18 protein-coding genes are annotated in these 20359 nt (G+C 68.6%); 12 read left to right on the forward strand and 6 right to left on the reverse strand.

The genetic code is table 11. From position 1 onward, the window contains the following. Nucleotides 1–199 precede the first annotated feature (199 nt). The 3 genes from AC07UK_RS08525 (at nucleotide 200) to AC07UK_RS08535 (ending at nucleotide 3129) form a co-directional block, all read left to right on the forward strand. Nucleotides 200–1513 carry an MFS family transporter gene (locus AC07UK_RS08525; protein WP_494685832.1) on the forward strand — a complete coding sequence of 438 codons (1314 nt, stop codon included), beginning with the start codon at nucleotides 200–202 and terminating at the stop codon, nucleotides 1511–1513. Between the two features lie 92 nt (nucleotides 1514–1605). Continuing rightward, complete coding sequence (locus AC07UK_RS08530) at nucleotides 1606–2541, forward strand: LysR family transcriptional regulator (protein ID WP_436224459.1); 936 nt, start codon at nucleotides 1606–1608, stop codon at nucleotides 2539–2541. A gap of 114 nt (nucleotides 2542–2655) precedes the next feature. Beyond that, nucleotides 2656–3129, forward strand: a complete 474-nt coding sequence (locus tag AC07UK_RS08535; RefSeq protein WP_013951805.1) for an aminoacyl-tRNA deacylase — start codon at nucleotides 2656–2658, stop codon at nucleotides 3127–3129. Between the two features lie 96 nt (nucleotides 3130–3225). Here AC07UK_RS08535 and eutC read toward each other — a convergent pair whose 3' ends face one another. After that, nucleotides 3226–4017, reverse strand: a complete 792-nt coding sequence (gene eutC, locus AC07UK_RS08540; protein WP_479945602.1) for an ethanolamine ammonia-lyase subunit EutC — start codon at nucleotides 4015–4017, stop codon at nucleotides 3226–3228. A 10-nt stretch (nucleotides 4018–4027) separates the two neighbouring features. Next, nucleotides 4028–5410 (reverse strand): ethanolamine ammonia-lyase subunit EutB, encoded by a 1383-nt coding sequence (locus tag AC07UK_RS08545; RefSeq protein ID WP_018313765.1) that lies wholly within the window; start codon nucleotides 5408–5410, stop codon nucleotides 4028–4030. A 203-nt stretch (nucleotides 5411–5613) separates the two neighbouring features. On the opposite strand from AC07UK_RS08545, the gene AC07UK_RS08550 reads away from it, so the two are divergent. Further along, a complete protein-coding gene (locus AC07UK_RS08550; RefSeq protein ID WP_436224461.1) occupies nucleotides 5614–6651 on the forward strand; it encodes an AI-2E family transporter in 1038 nt (345 codons plus the stop codon). A gap of 45 nt (nucleotides 6652–6696) precedes the next feature. On the opposite strand, the gene AC07UK_RS08555 is transcribed toward AC07UK_RS08550, so the two are convergent. After that, the gene (locus AC07UK_RS08555; RefSeq protein ID WP_494685833.1) at nucleotides 6697–7422 is read right to left on the reverse strand and encodes a FadR/GntR family transcriptional regulator; all 726 of its coding nucleotides are present in this window, start codon (nucleotides 7420–7422) and stop codon (nucleotides 6697–6699) included. Nucleotides 7423–7548: 126 nt separating this feature from the next. Between AC07UK_RS08555 and AC07UK_RS08560 the strand changes: the two genes are divergently transcribed. The 4 genes from AC07UK_RS08560 (at nucleotide 7549) to AC07UK_RS08575 (ending at nucleotide 12251) form a co-directional block, all read left to right on the forward strand. Next, entirely contained in the window at nucleotides 7549–8331 is a 783-nt protein-coding gene (locus tag AC07UK_RS08560) for a (Fe-S)-binding protein (protein ID WP_494685834.1), read from the forward strand. After that, nucleotides 8328–9029: a LutC/YkgG family protein gene (locus tag AC07UK_RS08565; protein ID WP_436224463.1), complete on the forward strand. Its 702-nt coding sequence runs from the start codon at nucleotides 8328–8330 to the stop codon at nucleotides 9027–9029. Before AC07UK_RS08560 ends, AC07UK_RS08565 begins: the two co-directional genes overlap by 4 nt. Then, on the forward strand, nucleotides 9026–10471 hold the full coding sequence (locus AC07UK_RS08570) for a LutB/LldF family L-lactate oxidation iron-sulfur protein (RefSeq protein ID WP_436224464.1): 1446 nt from the start codon (nucleotides 9026–9028) through the stop codon (nucleotides 10469–10471). The genes AC07UK_RS08565 and AC07UK_RS08570 overlap by 4 nt, the downstream gene beginning before the upstream one ends. A 67-nt stretch (nucleotides 10472–10538) precedes the next feature. After that, nucleotides 10539–12251: a lactate permease LctP family transporter gene (locus AC07UK_RS08575; protein ID WP_494685835.1), complete on the forward strand. Its 1713-nt coding sequence runs from the start codon at nucleotides 10539–10541 to the stop codon at nucleotides 12249–12251. A 74-nt stretch (nucleotides 12252–12325) separates the two neighbouring features. Here the strand turns inward: AC07UK_RS08575 and AC07UK_RS08580 are convergent, their stop codons facing one another. The 3 genes from AC07UK_RS08580 to AC07UK_RS08590 form a co-directional block, all read right to left on the reverse strand. Continuing rightward, the gene (locus AC07UK_RS08580) at nucleotides 12326–13447 is read right to left on the reverse strand and encodes a CaiB/BaiF CoA transferase family protein (protein WP_494685836.1); all 1122 of its coding nucleotides are present in this window, start codon (nucleotides 13445–13447) and stop codon (nucleotides 12326–12328) included. A 20-nt stretch (nucleotides 13448–13467) separates the two neighbouring features. After that, nucleotides 13468–14442 carry a Bug family tripartite tricarboxylate transporter substrate binding protein gene (locus tag AC07UK_RS08585; protein WP_013951795.1) on the reverse strand — a complete coding sequence of 325 codons (975 nt, stop codon included), beginning with the start codon at nucleotides 14440–14442 and terminating at the stop codon, nucleotides 13468–13470. 81 nt (nucleotides 14443–14523) lie between these two features. Next, nucleotides 14524–16320: an acyl-CoA dehydrogenase family protein gene (locus tag AC07UK_RS08590; protein WP_494685837.1), complete on the reverse strand. Its 1797-nt coding sequence runs from the start codon at nucleotides 16318–16320 to the stop codon at nucleotides 14524–14526. Between the two features lie 120 nt (nucleotides 16321–16440). Here AC07UK_RS08590 and AC07UK_RS08595 point away from each other — a divergent pair, with 120 nt between their 5' ends. The 4 genes from AC07UK_RS08595 (at nucleotide 16441) to AC07UK_RS08610 (ending at nucleotide 20352) form a co-directional block, all read left to right on the forward strand. Next, on the forward strand, nucleotides 16441–17361 hold the full coding sequence (locus tag AC07UK_RS08595) for a LysR family transcriptional regulator (RefSeq protein ID WP_494685838.1): 921 nt from the start codon (nucleotides 16441–16443) through the stop codon (nucleotides 17359–17361). Between the two features lie 472 nt (nucleotides 17362–17833). Next, complete coding sequence (locus AC07UK_RS08600; protein ID WP_035820831.1) at nucleotides 17834–18148, forward strand: FeoA family protein; 315 nt, start codon at nucleotides 17834–17836, stop codon at nucleotides 18146–18148. 15 nt (nucleotides 18149–18163) lie between these two features. Beyond that, a complete protein-coding gene (feoB, locus tag AC07UK_RS08605) occupies nucleotides 18164–20020 on the forward strand; it encodes a ferrous iron transport protein B (RefSeq protein WP_436224471.1) in 1857 nt (618 codons plus the stop codon). Between the two features lie 14 nt (nucleotides 20021–20034). Continuing rightward, entirely contained in the window at nucleotides 20035–20352 is a 318-nt protein-coding gene (locus AC07UK_RS08610; protein WP_494685839.1) for a DUF6587 family protein, read from the forward strand. The last annotated feature ends 7 nt before the right edge of the window (nucleotides 20353–20359 follow it).

Below are 20359 nucleotides of genomic sequence, written 5' to 3' on the forward strand. Positions count from 1 at the left end.
TCGATGGCAAATGCGCCGCAGTGCGCGCCAGTTCACGCCCCAGACCGACGGGCTCCCGCCCGGCCTTCCCCGTGTTCCCCCTTGCCGCCCACCGTTCCGGTGGCCTGCGGCCGCCATGTCTGCGGCATCTGCCGCCAGCACTGCGCAGCGCGACCTGACCCGCGGCTGCCCTGCGCCGCCCTGACTGCAACACAACAACATGACCGATCTCACCGCTACCCCAGCCCAGACGGCCGCTCCGAGCCGCGAAGAGGTGCGCAAGCGCATCTACGCCATCGTCGCCGCCTCGTCGGGCAACCTGGTCGAATGGTTCGACTTCTACGTCTACGCCTTCTGCGCGATCTACTTCGCGCCGTCGTTCTTCCCCAAGTCCGATCCCACCGCGCAGCTGCTGAACACCGCCGGCGTGTTTGCCGCCGGCTTCCTGATGCGGCCCATCGGCGGCTGGCTGTTCGGCACCATCGCCGACCGCCACGGCCGCAAGAACTCGATGCTGATCTCGGTGATCATGATGTGCGCCGGCTCGCTGCTGATCGCCTGCCTGCCCACCTATGCCAGCATCGGCAACTGGGCGCCGGCGCTGCTGCTGCTCGCACGCCTGATCCAGGGCCTGTCGGTCGGCGGCGAATACGGCACCACCGCCACCTATATGAGCGAGGTGGCGCTGCGCGGCCGGCGCGGCTTCTTCTCGTCGTTCCAGTATGTGACGCTGATCGGCGGCCAGTTGCTGGCGGTGCTGGTGGTGGTGATCCTGCAGCAACTGCTGGACGAGGCCGAACTGAAGGCCTGGGGCTGGCGCATCCCGTTCGTGGTCGGCGCGGTCACCGCGGTGGTGGCGCTGTTCCTGCGCCGCACGCTGCACGAGACCTCGTCGGCGGCCACCCGCGGCAGCAAGGAAGCCGGCAGCGTGGCCGCGCTGTTCCGCCACCACAAGGCCGCCTTCTTCACGGTGCTAGGCTATACCGCGGGCGGCTCGCTGATCTTCTACACCTTCACCACGTATATGCAGAAGTACCTGGTCAACACCGCCGGCATGTCGATCAAGACCGCCAGCTATGTGATGACGGGATGCCTGTTCCTGTACATGTGCATGCAGCCGGTGTTCGGCGCGCTCTCCGACCGCATCGGCCGGCGCACCAACATGCTGCTGTTCGGCGCGCTCGGTGCGCTCTGCACGGTGCCGATCCTGACGGCGCTCGGCACGGTCAGCAGCCCTGAGCTTGCCTTTGTGCTGATTGCCGTGGCGCTGGCCATCGTCAGCTTCTACACCTCGATCAGCGGCATCGTGAAGGCCGAGATGTTCCCGCCCGAGGTGCGCGCGCTGGGCGTGGGCCTGGCCTATGCCATCGCCAACGCAATCTTCGGCGGCTCCGCCGAATATGTGGCGCTGGGCATGAAGACGCTCGGCCACGAGACCGCGTTCTACTGGTACGTGACGGCGATGATGGTGATTGCCTTCTTCGTCAGCCTGCGCCTGCCGCGCCAGGCCAGATACCTGCATCACGAGCATTGATGGGCACCCCGCGGTGCAATGCCGCGGGACGCCGCCACGAGCATGGCAATATACGGGGGCCGCAATCGCCCCCGTCTTTCATTGATCACCCCATGGACCTGAACGCCCTGCGCCTGTTCGTCGACATCGTCGATGCGGGCAACCTGAGCGCGGCCGCGCGCAAGCTCAAGATGACGCGCGCCAATGTGAGCTACCGGCTCAAGGCGCTCGAAGAAGAGCTGGGCGTGCAGCTGCTGCGCCGGACCACGCGCCATGTCGAGCCGACCCCGGTCGGCGCCGGCCTGTACGAGCACGGCCGCAACATCCTGGGCGAAGTGGCGGCCGCCAATGCGCTCATCAGCAATATGGGCAAGACCCTGCAGGGCCATGTGCGGCTTTCGGTGCCCACAGGGCTGGGGCATACGCTGCTGTCGCCGCTGCTGGTGCTGTTCAAGCAGCGCTATCCCGACATCACGCTTGACGTCATGTTCGACAACCGCGTGCACAACCTGGTGTCCGAGGACGTGGACGTGGCGCTGCGCATTATCTCCACCCCGCCCGATTCGGTGGTCGCCACGGAGATTGGCGAAGTCGACTGGATCGTGTGCGCGTCGCCGGGGTATCTCGCCGCGCATCCTGCGCCGAAAACACTCACCGGGCTGCAAGGACATGCGATGGTGTGCGCGTCGCCGGTGGGCCAGAAACTCAAGGCATCGGGCACGCGGCTGGATGCCGATGAAGGCCGTGACGCGAACGAAACCCGCGAGCAGGTGGTGCTCGAACCGACGCTGACCTCGGAAAACTTTGCCTTCCTGAAGGAATCGGTGCTGGCAGGCCTGGGGATCGGCATTCTCCCGATCTATGCGATCGGCGCCGAACTGGACAGCGGCGCACTGGTGCCGCTGCTGTGCGACTACCGTATCAGCGTGTTCGGCAGCAAGCTCTATATGCTGACCATGCCCAACCGCTACCAGACGCTGGCCACGCGCTACCTGCTGAACTTCCTGAAGACCGAGCTGCAGGCAGTCTGGCCGCGCCTGCACCGCTAGGGTCTGTTCCCATGGGGGAACAGACCCTTGGCGCGGCGCCTTCGGCAGCGGCGCCACGGACTATAGTAGGAGCACAAGGATAACCGTCGGCGCATCCGCACCTGAGGAGCTACCATGGCCCTGGCTAGCACGCTTGCAAGCTGCCTGAGCAGCAAGAACACCCAGTACGACATCATCCGCCACCCCTACACCCTCAGCAGCATGGCCACTGCCGAGGCCGCGCATGTTCCCGGGGACCGGCTGGCCAAGACGCTGTTGCTGGAGGATGACCGCGGCTATGTCGCCGCCGTGATTCCTTCAAGCCACCATCTGCACATGGCCGCCATCTGCGAACAGACCGGGCGCAACCTGGTGCTGGCGCATGAGGACGAGATCCGCGAGATCTTCAAGGATTGCGACCTCGGCGCGATCCCGCCGGTGGCGATGGCCTACGGCATGCAGACCTATGTGGACGACAGCCTGATGGCGCAGCCCGACGTGTATTTCGAAGGCGGCGACCACCAGGAACTGGTGCACATGAGCGGCGAACAGTTCTCGCGGCTCATGTCGGACGCTGGGCACGGGCAGTTTTCGCGCCGCATGATGTAAGCGGCGCTTTTTATTGGCCACTGAACGGCCACCACGCGGGTTGCGAACCCGCGCGGCGGCCGTTTTGCATGCTGGCGGGTGGGTAAGGCAGACGCTTCAGCCTTCAGGCAACGCCGGCACGCTGTCGTCCTTCAGGTCCACGCCCGAGCGGCCCAATGCCGCCGCGCCGCGCAGCAGGAAGGCGAGCCGGTCGGCGGCCTGCGCATACGGCAGGCCTTCGGGGCGCACGTTGGAGATGCAGTTGCGCTCGGCATCGGTGCGGCCCGTGCGCGGCGCATGGGTCAGGTAGATGCCAAGGCTGTCGGGCGAGCTCAGGCCCGGCCGTTCGCCGATCAGCATCACCACCTGGCGCGCGCCAAGCAGCTCGCCGATCTCGTCGCCCAGCGCCACGCGCGACTGCTCGGCCACCACCACCGGGCCGATGCGCCATGTCGGCGGCAAGCGCGCGCGGGTGGCATCGAGCAACGGCAGCGCGTGCGTCTGCGTGGCCAGCGCGGACAGGCCGTCGGCAACCACGAACACCACATCGGGCGCCGCGCCCGGCCGCGCCGCGGCCAGCCGCGCGCGGCTGGCATCGTCCAGGCGCCGGCCCAGGTCGGGGCGCCGCAGGTAGTGCGCGCGGTCCGGCGCCGCGCTGTGCACGGCTAGGTTCTGTACCCCCGCCGCATCCAGCGCCGCGGTGACCGCGCCCACGTCCAGCGGCAGGTGCACCGCATCGCGCGCCTGCGCATGGGCCAGCCCGAAGGCCAGCACCGCATCGGTGGTCTGGCTGTGGCCGGTACGGCCCAGCGCTACGCGCGCGCGCGTGAACTGGCGCAGGCGTTGCCACGGGTCGGCCTCGGCATCGGCGTTGGCAGGAGCGGCGGGAGGCGGGCGTCTGGCCGTCATCGGCTGCACCTTACAGGCTGTGGGCCATCTGCAGCAGCGGCTGGCGCGCGGCGGGCTCGAGCAGCCTGCCGCTGGCATCGGCAATGCCCATGCGCTGCAGCCAGGCCTCGAACTCCGGCGCGGGGCGCAGCCCCAGCACCTCGCGCAGGTACAGCGCATCGTGGAACGAGGTGCTCTGGTAGTTCAGCATGATGTCGTCGGCACCGGGCACGCCCATGATGAAATTGATGCCGGCCACGCCGAACAGCGTCAGCAGCGTGTCCATGTCGTCCTGGTCGGCCTCGGCATGGTTGGTGTAGCAGACGTCGCAGCCCATCGGCACCCCCATCAGCTTGCCGCAGAAGTGGTCTTCCAGCCCGGCGCGGATGATCTGCTTGCCATCGTACAGGTATTCGGGACCGATAAAGCCCACCACCGTATTGACCAGCAGCGGCGAGAACGCGCGCGCCACCGCGTAGGCGCGCGCCTCCATGGTCTGCTGGTCGACGCCATGGTGCGCATTGGCCGACAGCGCGCTGCCCTGCCCGGTCTCGAAGTACATCAGGTTGTCGCCAACGGTGCCGCGCGCGAGCGCCTGCGCGGCATCGTGCGCCTCGGCCAGCAGCGACAGGCTGATGCCAAAGGCCGCATTGGCGCGCTCGCTGCCGGCCACCGACTGGAACACCAGGTCCACCGGCGCGCCCTGCCCGATCGCGCGCAGCGTGTTGGTGACATGGGTCAGCACGCAGGATTGCGTGGGGATGTCGAAGCGGCTGCGCAGCTCATCGATCATGCGCAGCAGCGACACGATGGCGCCCAGGTTGTCCGAAGCCGGGTTGACGCCGATGGTGGCATCGCCGCAGCCATAGAGCAGCCCGTCGATGATCGACGCGGCAATGCCCTTGGGATCGTCGGTCGGGTGGTTGGGCTGCAGCCGCACCGAGAGCCGGCCCGGCAGCCCCACCGTGCTGCGAAATCGCGTCACCACCTGGCACTTGCGCGCCACTGCCACCAGGTCCTGGTTGCGCATCAGCTTGCTGACCGCGGCGGCCATCTCCGGGGTGATGCCCGGCGCCACCCGCGCCAGCGTGGCGCTGTCGGTCTCATGCAGCAGCAGCCAGTTGCGCAGGTCGCCCACGGTGGTGGCACCGATGGCGGCAAAGGCCGCGCCATCGTGCCGGTCCAGGATCAGGCGCGTGACCTCGTCTTCCTCATACGGCACCAGCGCCTCGGTCAGGAACTGCTTGAGCGGCACCTCTGCCAGCGCCAGCCGCGCGGCCATCCGCTCCTGCTCGCTGGCCGCGGCAACGCCCGCCAGCGCGTCACCGGAACGCGCCGGGCTGGCCCGGGCCAGCAGCGTGCGCAGGTCGGCAAAGACGTGGCGGTGGGTGCCGATGGTGTGGGTGTAGGCCATGCGTTCCGTTCCTGGGCTCTGGGGAAAACGATGACAGCGGTGCGCCAGGCGCCTTGCCGGGCACGATTCCCCCTAATATAGACAGCCTTTGCGTGTGCCGCGAAGCCAACATCGCCTCAGCGCACACAGCCTGACCCAGGAACAACATCTGGATCGGCGAGAATTCAGAATAAATTTGAGCAAATTGCATGCCGGAGACCCCGATGAAAGACCCCGACCCGACCACCACCCCGCGCCTGCTGCCGGCCGCGTGGTACAGCGTCGGCACCGTCGCCTACCTGCTGACCGCCCTGGCGCTCTGGACCGTGCTCCACGCCAACCTGGTGGCTGCATTGCTGTCCGGGCTGCTGCTGTACTCGCTGGTGGACGTGCTGGCGCCGCGCCTGAAGCGCCTGAACCAGCGCCACGACGCCCTGGCCGTGGCCATCCTGTCGGCGCTGATCCTGCTGGCGCTGACGCTGGCGGGCTGGCTGCTGGTGCGCTTTGTCAGTGGCGAGGGCAATACCCTGGACGGGCTGCTCAACCATGTGGCCGACATCATCGACCGCTCGCGCGGGCAGATGCCGCCGTGGCTCAGCGATGCGCTGCCCAACGGCGTGGACGAGCTGGCCAACACGCTGATCGAGACGCTGCGCGAGCATGCCGCGATGGCGCAGAAGCTGGGTGCCGAGGTGCTGCGCACGCTGGTGCATATCCTGATCGGGCTGGTGATCGGCGCGATGGTGGCGCTGTACCGCGCGGTGGCGCGGCCCAACCGCCGGCCGCTGGCCGCGGCGCTGGTGGCGCGCGCACGCACGCTGCAGCAGGCGTTCTCGCAGTTCATCTTCGCGCAGATCCAAATCTCGACCATCAACACCGTGCTGACGGCGATCTACCTGCTGCTGGTGCTGCCGCTCTTTGGCGTGCACCTGCCGCTGACCAAGACGCTGCTGGTGATCACCTTCGTGGCCGGGCTGCTGCCGGTGCTGGGCAACCTGATTTCCAACACCGCCATCGTGGTGGCCTCGCTGTCGGTGTCGCTGCCGATCGCGGTGGCGTCGCTGGTGTTCCTGGTGGTGATCCACAAGCTGGAGTACTTCCTGAACGCACGCATCATCGGTGCGCGCATCCAGGCCGCGGCGTGGGAACTGCTGACGGTGATGCTGCTGATGGAAACGCTGTTCGGCATCCCGGGCGTGATCGCCGGACCGATCTTCTACGCCTACCTGAAGCGGGAGCTGGCCGGCGCCGGGCTGATCTGAGTGCCGCGGCCGGCATGCCGCAGCGGTGGTAGGACCAATGCCGGTTCAGGCGCCGTCCTGCTCCACCCGGCTGCGCACGAAGTCGATATGGGTCTGCATGGCGGTGCGCGCCTCTTCCGGGCGGCGCGTGCAAATCGCATCGCACAGCGTGCGGTGCTGCAGCAACAGCAGGTCTGAGGCGCCGTCGTCCTGTTCGCGCAGGCCGGTGCCGTTGATGGTGATGTGCTCGCGCAGCATGCCGATCACGCTGGTATGCAGGTGCAGGAACATGGTGTTGTGCGAGGCCTGGGCGATGGCGTCATGCAGCTGCGCATCGGCGTCGGCCTCCGCCTGCTTGTCGTCGGCGGCGCGCGCGCGTTCCAGTTCAGCCATCAGGGCGCGGATGCGCTTCACGTCAGCGGCATCCGCGCGCAGCGCCGCAAAATACGCGGTCGCGCCCTCCAGCACGCGGCGGAACTCCAGGATGTCGTCGCGCAGCGCGGGGTGGTCGGCCACCAGCTGGCCCCAGGGCGAGGCAATGCCGGCGCGCAGCTGGTCGGTGGCGTAAACCCCGGCACCGCGCCGGCTCTGCAGCAGGCCGCGCGCGGCCAGGCGCTGGATCGCCTCGCGCACGGTGTTGCGCGCCACCTCGTATTGCCCGGCCAGCACCCGCTCGGCCGGCAGCCGCGTGCCGGGCGGCCAAGTGCCGTCGAGCAGCGCGGTCTCGATCCGGCGCATGACCGACTCCACGCGTCCGCGGGTGCGCCCGTGCCTTGCTGCCGCTGCCGTCATGCCGTATGTCCTCGCTCCTGAGCTTGCGCGGGTCGCCGGGCAGATTGGTCCAACCAATTTGTACCGCCGCGCAGAAGCGGGAATTATGCGCCGAAACGTGCGACCCCAGCACGTCCGGAGCGAGACATGAAGGATCGTCAGTACCCCACCGGCCCTGCCCCCGCGCAGGCCTACCTGTTTGCCACCTGCCTGGTGGACATGTTCGTGCCGCAGGCCGGCCTCGACGCCGTGCGGCTGCTTGAACGTGAAGGGCTCACCGTGCACTTCCCGCGCGGCCAGAGTTGCTGCGGCCAGCCCGCCTACAGCAGCGGCAAGCCCGACGCGGCCCGGGCGGTGGCGCGCGCCCAGCTCGACCTGTTCAGCCAGCCGTGGCCGGTAATCGTGCCGTCGGGCTCGTGCGCGGGCATGATGCGCCACCACTGGCCGCAGCTCTTTGCCGACGATCCGGTGGCCGGCCCCAAGGCACTGGAACTGGCCGGGCGCATCTATGAGCTAGGCGAGTTCCTGCTGCACGTGCTGAAGGTGGACTTTGGCGATGCCGCAGCGGCGGGCCAGCCGCAGGAGCGCATCGTGCTGCATACGTCGTGCGGCGCCCGTCGAGAAATGGGTACGCGCCAGCACGGCGTGGCCCTGGTCGACGCACTGCCGGGCGTGACCCGCGTGGAGCATGAACGCGAGTCAGAATGCTGCGGCTTCGGCGGCACCTTCTCGCTCAAGCATCCCGATATCTCCGGCGCCATGGTGCGCGACAAGGTGGCCTCGGCCTGCGCCACCGGCTGCGACCGGCTGGTCTCGGCCGACTGCGGCTGCCTGCTCAATATCGGCCATACCGCGGCGCATGACCACGCCCCGCTGCAGGTGGAGCACCTGGCCACCTTCCTGTGGCGCCGTACCGGAGGTGCCGCATGAGCACGCCCGGCGCCCGCGAACGCATGCTCGGCCGGCTGCGCGCTGCCGCGCCTGCACCTTCCCCAGGCACCGCGGAACTCGACCGCAGCATCGACGGCCATTTCGAGGCACGCCGCCACGGCGCGCCAGCCGTTGGCGAACTGGTCGGCGCGATGCAGGCGGCACTGCAAGGCCTGCATGCCGAGGTCTGGTGCGCCAGCGAGGCGGCCTGGCCGGCATTGCTGGCCACTGAGCTGGCCAATGCCGGCGTGAAGCGCCTGCTGCTTGATCCCGCCAGTACGGCCGGTGCGGCACTGGCGGCCGCCCTGCCGGCCCATATCGAAGCCATCGGCTACGACCGCCCGATCGAAGCCTGGAAGGCGGAGCTGTTCGACACCATCGATGCCGGCTTCACCGTGGCGCGCTCCGGCATTGCCGCCACCGGCACGCTGGTGGTCGCGCCCGATGCGGGCTCGCCACGCACGGTGTCGCTGGTGCCGCCGCTGCATGTCGCGCTGGTGCGCGCCTCGACGCTGCACACCGACCTGCATATGGCCGCGCGCACCGAACGCTGGTCCGACGGCATGCCGACCAACCTGGTGCTGATCTCCGGCCCGTCCAAGACCTCCGACATCCAGCAGACGCTGGCCTACGGCGCGCATGGTCCGCGCCGGCTGTGGGTCATCATCGAGACCGACACTGCGGAGGCCGGGCAATGAGCCAGCACACACTCAATTTTGTTCCGCCGCAGGACTTCAAGGCACGCGCCCGCGAGGCCCTGGACGATCCCAAGCTGCGCCAGAGCTTCCGCGGCGCGATGGACTTCCTGCAGGGCAAGCGCCTGGCGCAGTTCCCCGACGCGGACGAGCTGGAACATCTGCGCGACCTGGGCGAGGCCGTGCGCCAGCACGCGCTGGCCAACCTGCCGGACCTGCTGGTGCAGCTGGAGGCAAAGCTCACCGCTGCCGGCGTGCAGGTGCACTGGGCCGAGAACGCCGATGAAGCCAATGCGATCATCCACCGCATCGCGGCATCGAAGCAGGCGCAGCGCGTGATCAAGGGCAAGTCGATGGCCAGCGAGGAGATCGAGCTGAACCATTACCTGGCCGAGCGCGGCGTGGACTGCATCGAGTCGGACATGGGCGAGTACATCGTCCAGCTGGCCGGCGAAAAGCCCTCGCATATCGTGATGCCGGCGATCCACAAGACCAAGGGCGATATCGCGCAGCTGTTCCAGGCGCATATCCCCGACACGCCCTATACCGAGGATGTCGACGCGCTGATCCAGACCGGCCGCCGTGCGCTGCGCCAGGCCTTTGTCGAAGCGGATATCGGCTTGTCCGGCGTGAACTTCGCCGCCGCCGACACCGGCACGCTGTGGCTGGTGGAGAACGAGGGCAACGGCAGGCTTTCCACCACCGTGCCCGACGTGCATATCGCCATCATGGGCATGGAGAAGGTCGTGGCCCGGCTGGAGCATATCGTGCCGCTGTCCACGCTGCTGACGCGCTCGGCCACCGGGCAGGCCATCACCACCTACTTCAACCTGATCTCCGGGCCGCGCCGCGCGGGCGAGCGCGATGGCCCGCGCGAGGTCCACCTGGTGCTGCTCGACAACGGCCGCACCCAGGCCTATGCCGACACGCAGCTGCGCGCCACGCTGCAATGCATCCGCTGCGGCGCGTGCATGAACCACTGCCCGGTCTACACGCGCATCGGCGGCCACGCCTACGGCACGACCTATCCCGGCCCCATCGGCAAGATCATCTCGCCGCACCTGCTGGGGCTGGACGCCACCGCCGACCTGGCCACCGCGTCGAGCCTGTGCGGCGCCTGCGGCGAGGTATGCCCGGTACGCATCCCGATCCCACAACTGCTGGTGCGCCTGCGCACCGAGGCCAACCGCGATCCGGAAGAGCAGGTCGCCAACCCGCTGCGCGGCCAGGGCACCAAGTACAGCCGCGGCGAGCACCTGGTGTGGCGCTTCTGGAGCGGCGCGTATTCGCACCCGGCGACGTACCGGCTGTTCCGCTGGGCCGCCACGCGGCTGCGCGCGCTGACGCCGTCGAAGCAGATGGGCTGGACGCAGCACCGCACGCCGCTGAAGCCGGCGGCGAAGAGCCTGGCGGATTTGCTGAAGGAGAAGGGACAGCCGGAGTAGGCCTTCACGCAGTGCTTGCAAACAAAACAAAGATTTCCCGAAACACCACCAAAGCAGGAGACTAACCGTGCAACCCTGGACCCAACTCTATACGCCGCTGGGCAGCCTGTGGCTGTCGTCGCTGGCGGCAGCCATTCCCATCCTGTTCTTCTTCATTGCGCTGGCCGTCTGGCGCATGAAGGGCCATGTCGCCGCAGCCGTGACGCTGCTATTGGCGCTGGCCGTGGCGATCTTCGCCTACGGCATGCCCGCGCAGCAGGCGCTGGCCTCGGCCGGCTTCGGCTTTGCCTATGGACTGTGGCCGATTGCATGGATCATCGTGACCGCGGTGTTCCTCTACAAGATCGTGGTCAAGACCGGCCAGTTCGACGTGATCCGCGCCTCGGTGCTGTCGATCACCGACGACCAGCGCCTGCAGATGCTGCTGATCGGCTTTGCCTTCGGCGCCTTCCTGGAAGGCGCGGCGGGCTTCGGCGCGCCGGTGGCGATCACCGCGGCGCTGCTGGTGGGACTGGGCTTCAACCCGCTGTATGCGGCGGGCCTGTGCCTGATCGCCAATACCGCGCCGGTGGCGTTTGGCGCGATGGGGATCCCCATCATCGTGGCGGGTCAGGTCACGGGCATCGATCCCTTCCACATCGGCGCGATGGCCGGCCGCCAGCTGCCGCTGTTGTCGCTGCTGGTGCCGTTCTGGCTGGTGTTCATGATGGACGGCGCCAAGGGCGTGCGCGAAACGTGGCCGGCGGCGCTGGTGTGCGGGGGCAGCTTTGCCGTGACGCAGTACTTCACGTCCAACCATATCGGGCCCGAACTGCCGGACATCACTTCGGCGCTGGTCAGCCTGGTGTCGCTGGCCGCGTTCCTGAAGGTATGGCAGCCGCGCGGCGCGTCGCAGCGCGCCGGTGGCAATGTCAGCGGCAATGTCAGCGGCGGCACCATCGCGCTGGCCGGCTTCGGCGGCGGCTTCGGCGGCGCGATGTCCGGGCGCAAGGCGTCGCCCTACACCCTGGCGCAGACGCTGCGCGCGTGGGCGCCGTTCGGCATCCTGACCGCCATCGTCACCGTGTGGAGCCTGCAGCCGTTCAAGGCGCTGTTTGCAGCCAACGGCGCGCTCGCGGGCACGGTGCTGAAGTTCAAGATCCCGGGGCTGGACCAGATGGTGATCAAGGCCGCGCCGATCGTGGCCACGCCCAAGGCCTATGACGCGGTGCTGAAGCTCGACCTGCTCTCCGCCGTCGGCACCGCCATCCTGCTGACCGCGCTGATCTCGGCGGTGCCGCTGCGCATGAAGCCGCGCACGCTGCTGGCCACCTTTGCCGAGACCCTGGTGGAACTGGCGCGCCCGGTGCTGTCGATCGGCCTGGTGCTGGCATTCGCCTTTGTCGCCAACTACTCCGGCATGTCGTCGACACTGGCGCTGCTGCTGGCCGGCACCGGCGCGGCGTTCCCGTTCTTCTCGCCGTTCCTGGGCTGGCTGGGGGTGTTCCTGACTGGTTCTGACACTTCGTCCAACGCGCTCTTCTGCGCGCTGCAGAACACCACGGCGCATCAGATCGGCGTGTCGGACACGCTGCTGGTCGCCGCCAACACCACCGGCGGCGTCACGGCCAAGATGATCTCGCCGCAATCGATCGCCGTGGCCTGCGCGGCGACCGGGCTGGTGGGCAAGGAGTCGGAGCTGTTCCGCTTCACGGTCAGGCACAGCCTGCTGTTTGCCGTGATCATCGGCATCATGACGGTGGTGCAGGCTTACCTGTTGCCGGGGATGATTCCGGGGTGATGGGCTAGCCGGAATCCATGAAGAAAGGCGGCCACATGGCCGCCTTTCTCGTTTGCCGCGCGGCAACGTCGCGTCTAATCCAGGAACTCGTCCCCTTCGGTGAGCGGCGCATACCTGTACGTCGCCGGCGTCCGGCTCAGCTTGACCGGCGCACCCAGCCCCTGGTAGCCACCCTCCATCTCCACCACCATCTCGCGGTGCTGCGTATGCGGATGCTGCAAGGCATCGGCCACGGACAGCACCGGCGCGCAGGGCACGCCCGCGGCCACCAGTTCGTCGGCCAGCACCTTGCCATCGAACTCGCGCAGCCTGGCTTCCAGCTCCGCCTTCAGCGCCACGCGGTTCACCGAGCGCGCGCCCGCCGTGCCATAGCGCTCGTCATCGGCCAGCGCAGGCAGCCGCAGGTGCTCGCACAGGATGCGGAACTGCCGGTCGTTGCCCACCGCCAGGAAGATCGGGTCCGTGGCGGTCGCCACCGTGTCGTACGGGTAGATGTTGGGATGCGCATTGCCGGTGCGCTGCGGCGTCTTGCCGCTCATGAACCAGTTGGCCGCATGCGGATGCAGCAGCGACAGGCCGGAGTCATAGAGCGCGGCCTCGACGAACTGGCCGCGCCCGCTGCGCGCGCGCTCCTGGAGTGCCAGCAGCACGCCGATCACGGCGTTCAGGCCGGTCACCATGTCCACCACCGGCAAACCCACGCGCAGCGGATCGCCATCGGCCTCGCCGTTGATGCTCATGATGCCGGACATGGCCTGGATGGCGGCGTCGTAGCCGGGCAGGCCGCCCAGCGGGCCATCGGCGCCGAAGCCGGATACGCGGCAATGGACCAGCCGAGGGAAGCGCGCGGACAGCGTGTCATAGCCCAGCCCCCACTTCTCCATGGTGCCGGTCTTGAAGTTCTCGACCAGCACGTCGGCCTCGGCCAGCAGCGCAAGCAGGACCTCACGATCCGCGTCGGCGGTCAGGTCCAGTCGCATCACGCGCTTGTTGCGGTTCAGGCCGAAATAGTAAGAGGCCACGCCGTCCTTGAACGGCGGCCCCCAGGTGCGGGTGTCGTCGCCTTGCGGCGGTTCGATCTTGAGCACGTCGGCGCCGTGGTCGCCCAGGATCTGGCCGCAGTACGGGCCGCCCAGGATGCGCGACAGGTCGACCACGCGGATGCCGGCGAGCGCGCCGGGGCTGGTTTGGGTCATGGCTGGTTTTCCTGTGCGGTTCAGTCAAGCTGGGCGCCGGACTTCTGCACCACGGCACGCCACTTGCCGACCTCGGCCTTGACGAAGCCGCCAAGCTGCTCGGGCGTGGTCGACGGCGCGAACTCCAGGCCCTGCGCCTGCAGGGTCTTGCGCACCTCGGGCTGCTTGAGCGCATCGGCAAAGGCACGGTTGAGCTTGCCGATCACTTCGGGCGGCGTGCCGGCGGGTGCGACCACGCCGAAGAACACCGATACATCGAAGCCTGGCACGCCCTGCTCGGCCACGGTCGGCACATCCGGCAGCGCCTGCGAGCGCGCCTTGGTGGTGACGCCCAGCGCGCGCACCTTGCCGCTCTTGATGAAGGGCATCGCGGTGAGCACGTCGGTGAAGGTCATGCTGACCTGCCCGCCCAGCAGGTCGTTCAGCGCGGGCCCGGTGCCCTTGTACGGGATGTGCTGGAAATCGGTACCGGTGACGTTGTTGAACAGCACCCCGGCCAGGTGCGAGGACGCGCCGTTGCCGGACGAGGCATAGGTCAGCTTGCCCGGGTGCGCCTTGCCATAGGCGATCAGCTCCGTGACGTTCTTCGCCGGCACGGACGGGTTGACCACCAGCACGTTGGGCAGCTGGCCGATCTGGATCACCGGCGCGAAGCTCTTGACCGGGTCGTAGTTGATCTTGCGGTACAGGCTGACGTTGATCGCCAGCGGCGCGGAGGTGCCGAACATCAGCGTGTAGCCGTCGGGCTCGGCGCGCGCCACCACCTCTGCGCCGATATTGCCGCCGGCGCCGGCGCGGTTCTCCACCACCACCGGCTGGCCCAGGCTGGTCTTGAGCGCGGCGGCAAGCGTGCGCGCCATGGCATCGGTGGGGCCGCCCGGCGGGTAGGTGACGACCATCATGATCGGCTTGGACGGAAAGTCCTTCTGCGCGAAGGCGGGGGCGATACAGAGCGAGCAGGCGGCGATGGCCGCTACGCGGTGCCAGAGTTTCATGGCGTTGTCTCCTGGGTATAGGACGTCTCCCGCTGCTGGCGGGATGGTGTTGCGGGGGATTGGTGCCGGACGTGGATCCGGTCAGAACACGTTGACCTGGTCGACCGCGCCAGCGGCATGCACGGTGCCGTCAGCCGGCGCGACGGTCTCGGCCAGCCACTCGGGCTCGGCCTGCGCGGCCAGCGGGTCCTGCGGCAGCACGCGATGGCGCAGCACCAGCTGCGCCAGCCGCATGCGGCGCACCGAGCCGATGCGACCGGCCTCCCAGGCCATCGCCACCGCGCTGGTGACGTGGTACAGCGCCGAGGCCGCCTGGCGCGCCAGCAGTTCGCCGTCGGCGCCGGCCTCGGCGGCTTGCGCGGCCAGCTTCGCCGCTGCGGCGATGGCGCCTTCGAACACGGCACGCGCCGCCGCATGCATCGGCGTATCGGCCAGCAGGCCGGCCAGGTGTGCCTGCAGCACCGGCAGCGCGCCTTCACGGCGGACTGCGCGCAGCACGTCAAGCGCGACGATATTGCTGGTGCCTTCCCAGATCGAACCGAGATGGGCATCGCGCACCAGGCGCGGATCGCTCCATTCCTCGATATAGCCGCAGCCGCCGCGGATCTCCATGGCGTCGCCGGTGACCTTGCGCGCGTCGCGGCAGGCGCGGAACTTGATCAGCGGCGTCAGGATGCGCATCAGCGGGTAGGCGTCGGCCTCGCCGGCATCGGCGCGGCGCAGTGCTTCTGCGGTCTGGAACACCATGGTGCGCGCCTGCTCGGTGGGCAGGGTCAGCTTGAGCAGCTGGCGGCGCATCAGCGGCATGTCCTGCAGGCGCTTGCCGAAGGCCTGGCGCTCACGCGCGATGAACAGGCCCTCGGTCAGCGCGCGGCGCATCAGGCCGGCGGCGCGCACGCCGTTGGACAGGCGCGAGTTGTTGATCATGTCAGCCATCTGCACGAAGCCGCGGCCGGGTTCGCCGACCAGCCAGGCATGCGCGCCTTCCAGCCGGATCTCGCCGCTGGCCATCGAGCGCGTGCCCAGCTTGTCCTTCAGGCGGATGATGCGGTAGTGGTTGTCGCTGCCATCGGCCAGCTTGCGCGGCAGCAGGAACAGCGACACGCCCTTGTGGCCCGGCACGGCGTTGCCGGCCTCATCCTCCACGCGGGCCAGCACCATCGCCAGCGCGGCATCGGGGTTGGAGCAGAACCACTTGTCGCCCAGCAGGCGCCAGCCGCCCTCGGCCGAAGCGTCGCGCACCGCGCGGGTGGCGGTGGCGGCGACGTCGGAGCCGGCGCCCTGCTCGGTCATGAACATCGCGCCCTGGTAAAGATCGTCAAAGACCTGGGTGGTCAGGTTGGGCAGAAAGCGCCCGACCAGCGCCGGGTCGCCGAACTTGCGCAGCGTGCGCGTCAGCGAGTCGGTCATCGACAGCGGGCAGCACAGGCCGAACTCGGCCTGCACAAACAGATATGTGAGTGCATACTTAGCTGCTGGCGGCATGGGCTTGTCCCAGCCCAGCACGCCGCCCCGGTGCGACGCCGCCGCCAGGCCGAATTCGGCAAAGGCCACGCGCTCCATCTCCACATAGGCCGGATGCTTGTCGATGCGCTGCGCATCGACGCCCGCGCGAGTGCGGTAGGTGAGTTCGGGGGGATGGCGGTCGGCCACGCCGGCCAGTTCGTCGAGCACGCCGCCGGCCAGCGCACCCATGCGCTCCAGGTGCGGCAGCAGGTGGTTGAACAGGTCGGATGGCAGGTAGAGCGGCAGCAGCGCGCGCAGGTCCGGGTCGGCGGCAAACAGGCTGCCGCCCTGGCGGTCGGGTACCGGGTGGGCAGCGGCCGGTGCGGCGGAGTGGGCTTGAAGTGTGGTGTCGCGCACGGCGCTGGACGGCATGGCTGGTCTCCTGGAATTGGCTGGTGCCGGCTTGCGGCCCCTTTGACCTCCATTATTGGAACCCCAAAGATTCGCGTCTAATTCTAAAATTGGCTTGATCCATATAATTTCTGTATCGCCATGGAATTCCGCCACCTGCGTTACTTCCTCGTGCTGGCCGAGGAACTGCACTTCGGCCGGGCCGCGCGCCGGCTTGCCATTTCCCAGCCGCCGCTGTCGCTCAATATCCAGCAGCTGGAGGCCTCGGTCGGGGCCCGGCTGTTCGACCGCGACAGCCGCGGCGTGCGGCTGACCGCGGCCGGGCGGGCCTTCCGCGAATCGGCCACGGCGCTGCTGGCGCAGGCCGAGGCGGCGCGGGTGCTGGCACGCGAGATCGAAGCGGGCGCAGTCGGGCGGCTGCGGGTGGGCTTTGTCGGCTCGATGCTGTATCGCGGGCTGCCGCAGACGCTGCGCGGGTTCCAGGCGGCCTATCCCGGCATTCAGGTGGCGCTGACCGAGCTCAACTCACAGGAGCAGATCGACGCGCTGCTGCACGACGAGCTCGACGCCGCCTTTATCCACACCGGCCGCGTGCCGGACACGCTGCAGGCGACGCTGGTGCACAGCGAGCCCTTTGTCTGCTGCCTGCCGGCCGACCATGCGCTGGCCGCGCTGCCGGAGTTGCCGCTGGCGGCATTGCGGGGCGAGCCGTTCGTGCTGTTCTCGCGCAAGGCCTCGCCGGACTACTACAGCCGCATCTTCGACATGTGCGCGGCGCAGGGCTTCTACCCGCAGATCCGGCATGAGGTGCGGCACTGGCTGTCGGTGGTGTCGCTGGTGTCGCAGGGGATGGGCGTGGCGGTGGTGCCGGCTGCGCTGGCGCGCTCCGGCATGGCCGGGGCCGCATTCCGGCCGCTGGCGGACGCGGCGGTGCGCTCGGAGGTCTACTGCGCGTGGAAGACGGCGCCGGACCATCCGGCGCGCGATCACTTTGTCGGCATGGTGCGGGAGATGACAGCCGCCGCGCAGGGCAGCCACAAAGAAAAAGCCACCGGTCCATAGACCGATGGCTTGTGAAGTACGCGTGGAACGGGGTGTTCAGCGTGCTTGGAGCTTAACCCTGCCGGCTTACGGCATCCAATAACGCAAATGTAGTAATTGATCGGCGCTGCCTGAATCTGGTTGCATTCGGCTTCGCAAAGCCGAACTGTGCTGCATCGGGCTGAATTCATGCGCAGCCTTCTACACTTCAGTCGGGCCGCCCGCGGCCCTGCTCGCGCGGGGATGACGGTAGGCGAAAGAAGCGTTACCTGGGCAGCATTACCCGCCCGCGCACCCCGGTCACCCCCACCCCGAGCGGTTATCATTTGCCTCCTGCGGCGCAATGACGCGGCAGCAGGCCGGCGTGCCCCGCCCTTTGAGGGGGCAACGTCATGCCTTACTTGCGATACAATGAAAACGATTTTCATTTACACACCCCGGCGTGGTCGCGCTGGCCGCTTGGCGGCAGACCGCGCCACGGACTGGAAGCATGATGCGGTTGTCTGAACTTCCTCGGCGCACGCCCGCCGTTGTGCAATCGGTGGACGACGCCACCCCGGGAGACCCGGTCGCGCGCCGCCTGCGCGAACTGGGCTTCGTCCCCGGTGAAGCCGTGCAGATCATCGCCTACGGCCCCTTCGGCATGGACCCGCTGGTGGCGCAGGTAGGCTTCACCCGCTTTGCGCTGCGCCGCTCGGAAGCGGCGCGCATCGGCGTAGAGGTCGCCAGCGCCTCGGTCACCAGCATCGCCCCCGCCACGCAGGGCGGCGACCAGACCGCCAAACCGTCCGCAAAACGGACTGCCTGAGCCTTCCCCCGGATTATGTCTGCAGCCCCTTCCACTTCTGCCCTGCGCATTGCGCTGGTCGGCAATCCCAATTGCGGCAAGACCGCACTGTTCAACCGCCTGACCGGCAGCCGCCAGAAGGTGGCCAACTATGCGGGCGTGACCGTCGAGCGCAAGGAAGGCTACTTCGTGTCGCCGGCCGGGCGCCAGGTGCGCATCCTGGACCTGCCGGGAGCCTACAGCCTGCACGCGGCCAGCCTCGATGAAGCCATCACGCGCGATGTCTGCCTGGGCATGCGCGCCGGCGAGCAGCGCCCGGACCTGCTGGTGTCGGTGGTCGATGCGACCAACCTGCGCCTGCACCTGCGCTTCGTGCTGGAACTGCGCCGCCTGGGCCTGCCCATGGTGGTGGTGCTCAATATGAGCGACGCCGCCGCGCGGCGCGGCATCCGGATCGACCGCGACAAGCTGTCGGCCGCGCTCGGCGTGCCGGTGGTCAGCACCGTGGCGGTGAAGCACGACGGTGCCGCGGCGCTGGTCAGCCTGCTTGACGACACCCTGCCGCCCGCCCCGCCGGCTACGCCGGAGCCCGCCAACGACATTGACGTGCATGCCGAGGTCAACCGCCTGCTGGCGGCCGCGGTGAGCATGCCGGCGCGCACCGCCGCGCTGGATGACCGCCTCGACCGCATCGTGCTGCATCCGGTGATCGGCCTGCTGCTGCTGGCGGTGCTGTTGTTCCTGATGTTCCAGGCGGTGTTCTCGTGGGCCCAGCCGCTGATGGACGGCATCGAGGGCGGCGTGCACTGGGCCGGCGAGATGCTGGGCGCGTACCTGCCCGACGGCATGCTCAAGAGCCTGCTGGTCGACGGCCTGGTCGCGGGCCTGGGCAGCGTGGTGGTGTTCCTGCCGCAGATCCTGATCCTGTTTCTGTTCATCCTGACGCTGGAGGAATCCGGCTACCTGCCGCGCGCGGCCTTCCTGCTGGACCGCCTGATGATGGGCGCGGGGCTGTCGGGGCGCTCGTTCATCCCGCTGCTGTCCAGTTTTGCCTGCGCCATCCCCGGCATCATGGCCACGCGCACCATCCAGGACCCGCGCGACCGGCTCACCACCATCCTGGTGGCGCCGCTGATGACCTGCTCGGCACGGCTGCCGGTGTATGCGCTGCTGATCGGCGCCTTCATCCCCGAGCGCACCGTGATGGGCCTGTTCAACCTGCAGGGGCTGGTGCTGTTCGCGCTGTACGTGGCGGGCATCGTCAGCGCGCTGGTGGTGGCCTACGCGCTCAAGTTCTTCCGCCGCGACCGCACCGACCATCCGCTGCTGATGGAGCTGCCGTCGTACCGCATCCCCAATCCGCGCGACGTGGCCATCGGCCTGTGGGAGCGTGCCCGCATCTTCCTGTCGCGGGTGGGCAAGGTGATCCTGGCGCTGACGGTGCTGCTGTGGTTCCTGTCGACCTTCCCGTCCGCGCCCGTGGGCGCGACCGCGCCGGCCATCGACTACAGCTTTGCCGGCATGATCGGCCATGCGCTGCAGAAGGTGTTCGCACCGGTGGGCTTCAACTGGCAGATCTGCATCGCGCTGGTGCCGGGCCTGGCCGCGCGCGAGGTCGCCGTGGGCGCGCTGGCAACCGTCTATGCACTGTCGGGCAGCGAAGAGGCCGTGGCCACGCAGCTGGCGCCGATGATCTCCGCGCAATGGTCGCTGGCCACCGCGCTGTCGCTGCTGGCCTGGTACGTGTTCGCACCGCAGTGCATCTCCACGCTGGCAGTGATCCGGCGCGAGACCGACTCGTGGAAGGTGATGGCGCTGTCGGCGGCCTACCTGACCGGGCTGGCCTACCTGGCGGCCTTCGTGACCTACCGCGTCGCGCTGATGCTCAGCTGAGGCACCACGCCGCCATGACCCTCTACCACGCCATCGAAACGTTGCTGGTCCCGCTGATCGTGCTGGCGTGCGCGGTGCAGGTGATCGCGCGCTACGCGCCGCGCACGCGCGAGCGCGTCAAGGCGACGCTGGCCGCGCGCCTGGGCGGCAGCGCCGCCGCCGGCTGGCGCGCCCGGCTGGTGCGCTGGCTGGCCCCGCAGGCCGCCGCGGGCTGCGCCAGCGGCTGCGACGACGGCGGCTGCAATACCTGCGGATCCAACACCGCCAACACCACCTCCGGCGCGCAGGACAAGCCTGCCGAACAGGTGATTCGCTTCGCGCGCAAGCGCTGAACGGCGC

It is taken from the genome of Cupriavidus sp. GW821-FHT07C08 (genome assembly GCF_059419025.1).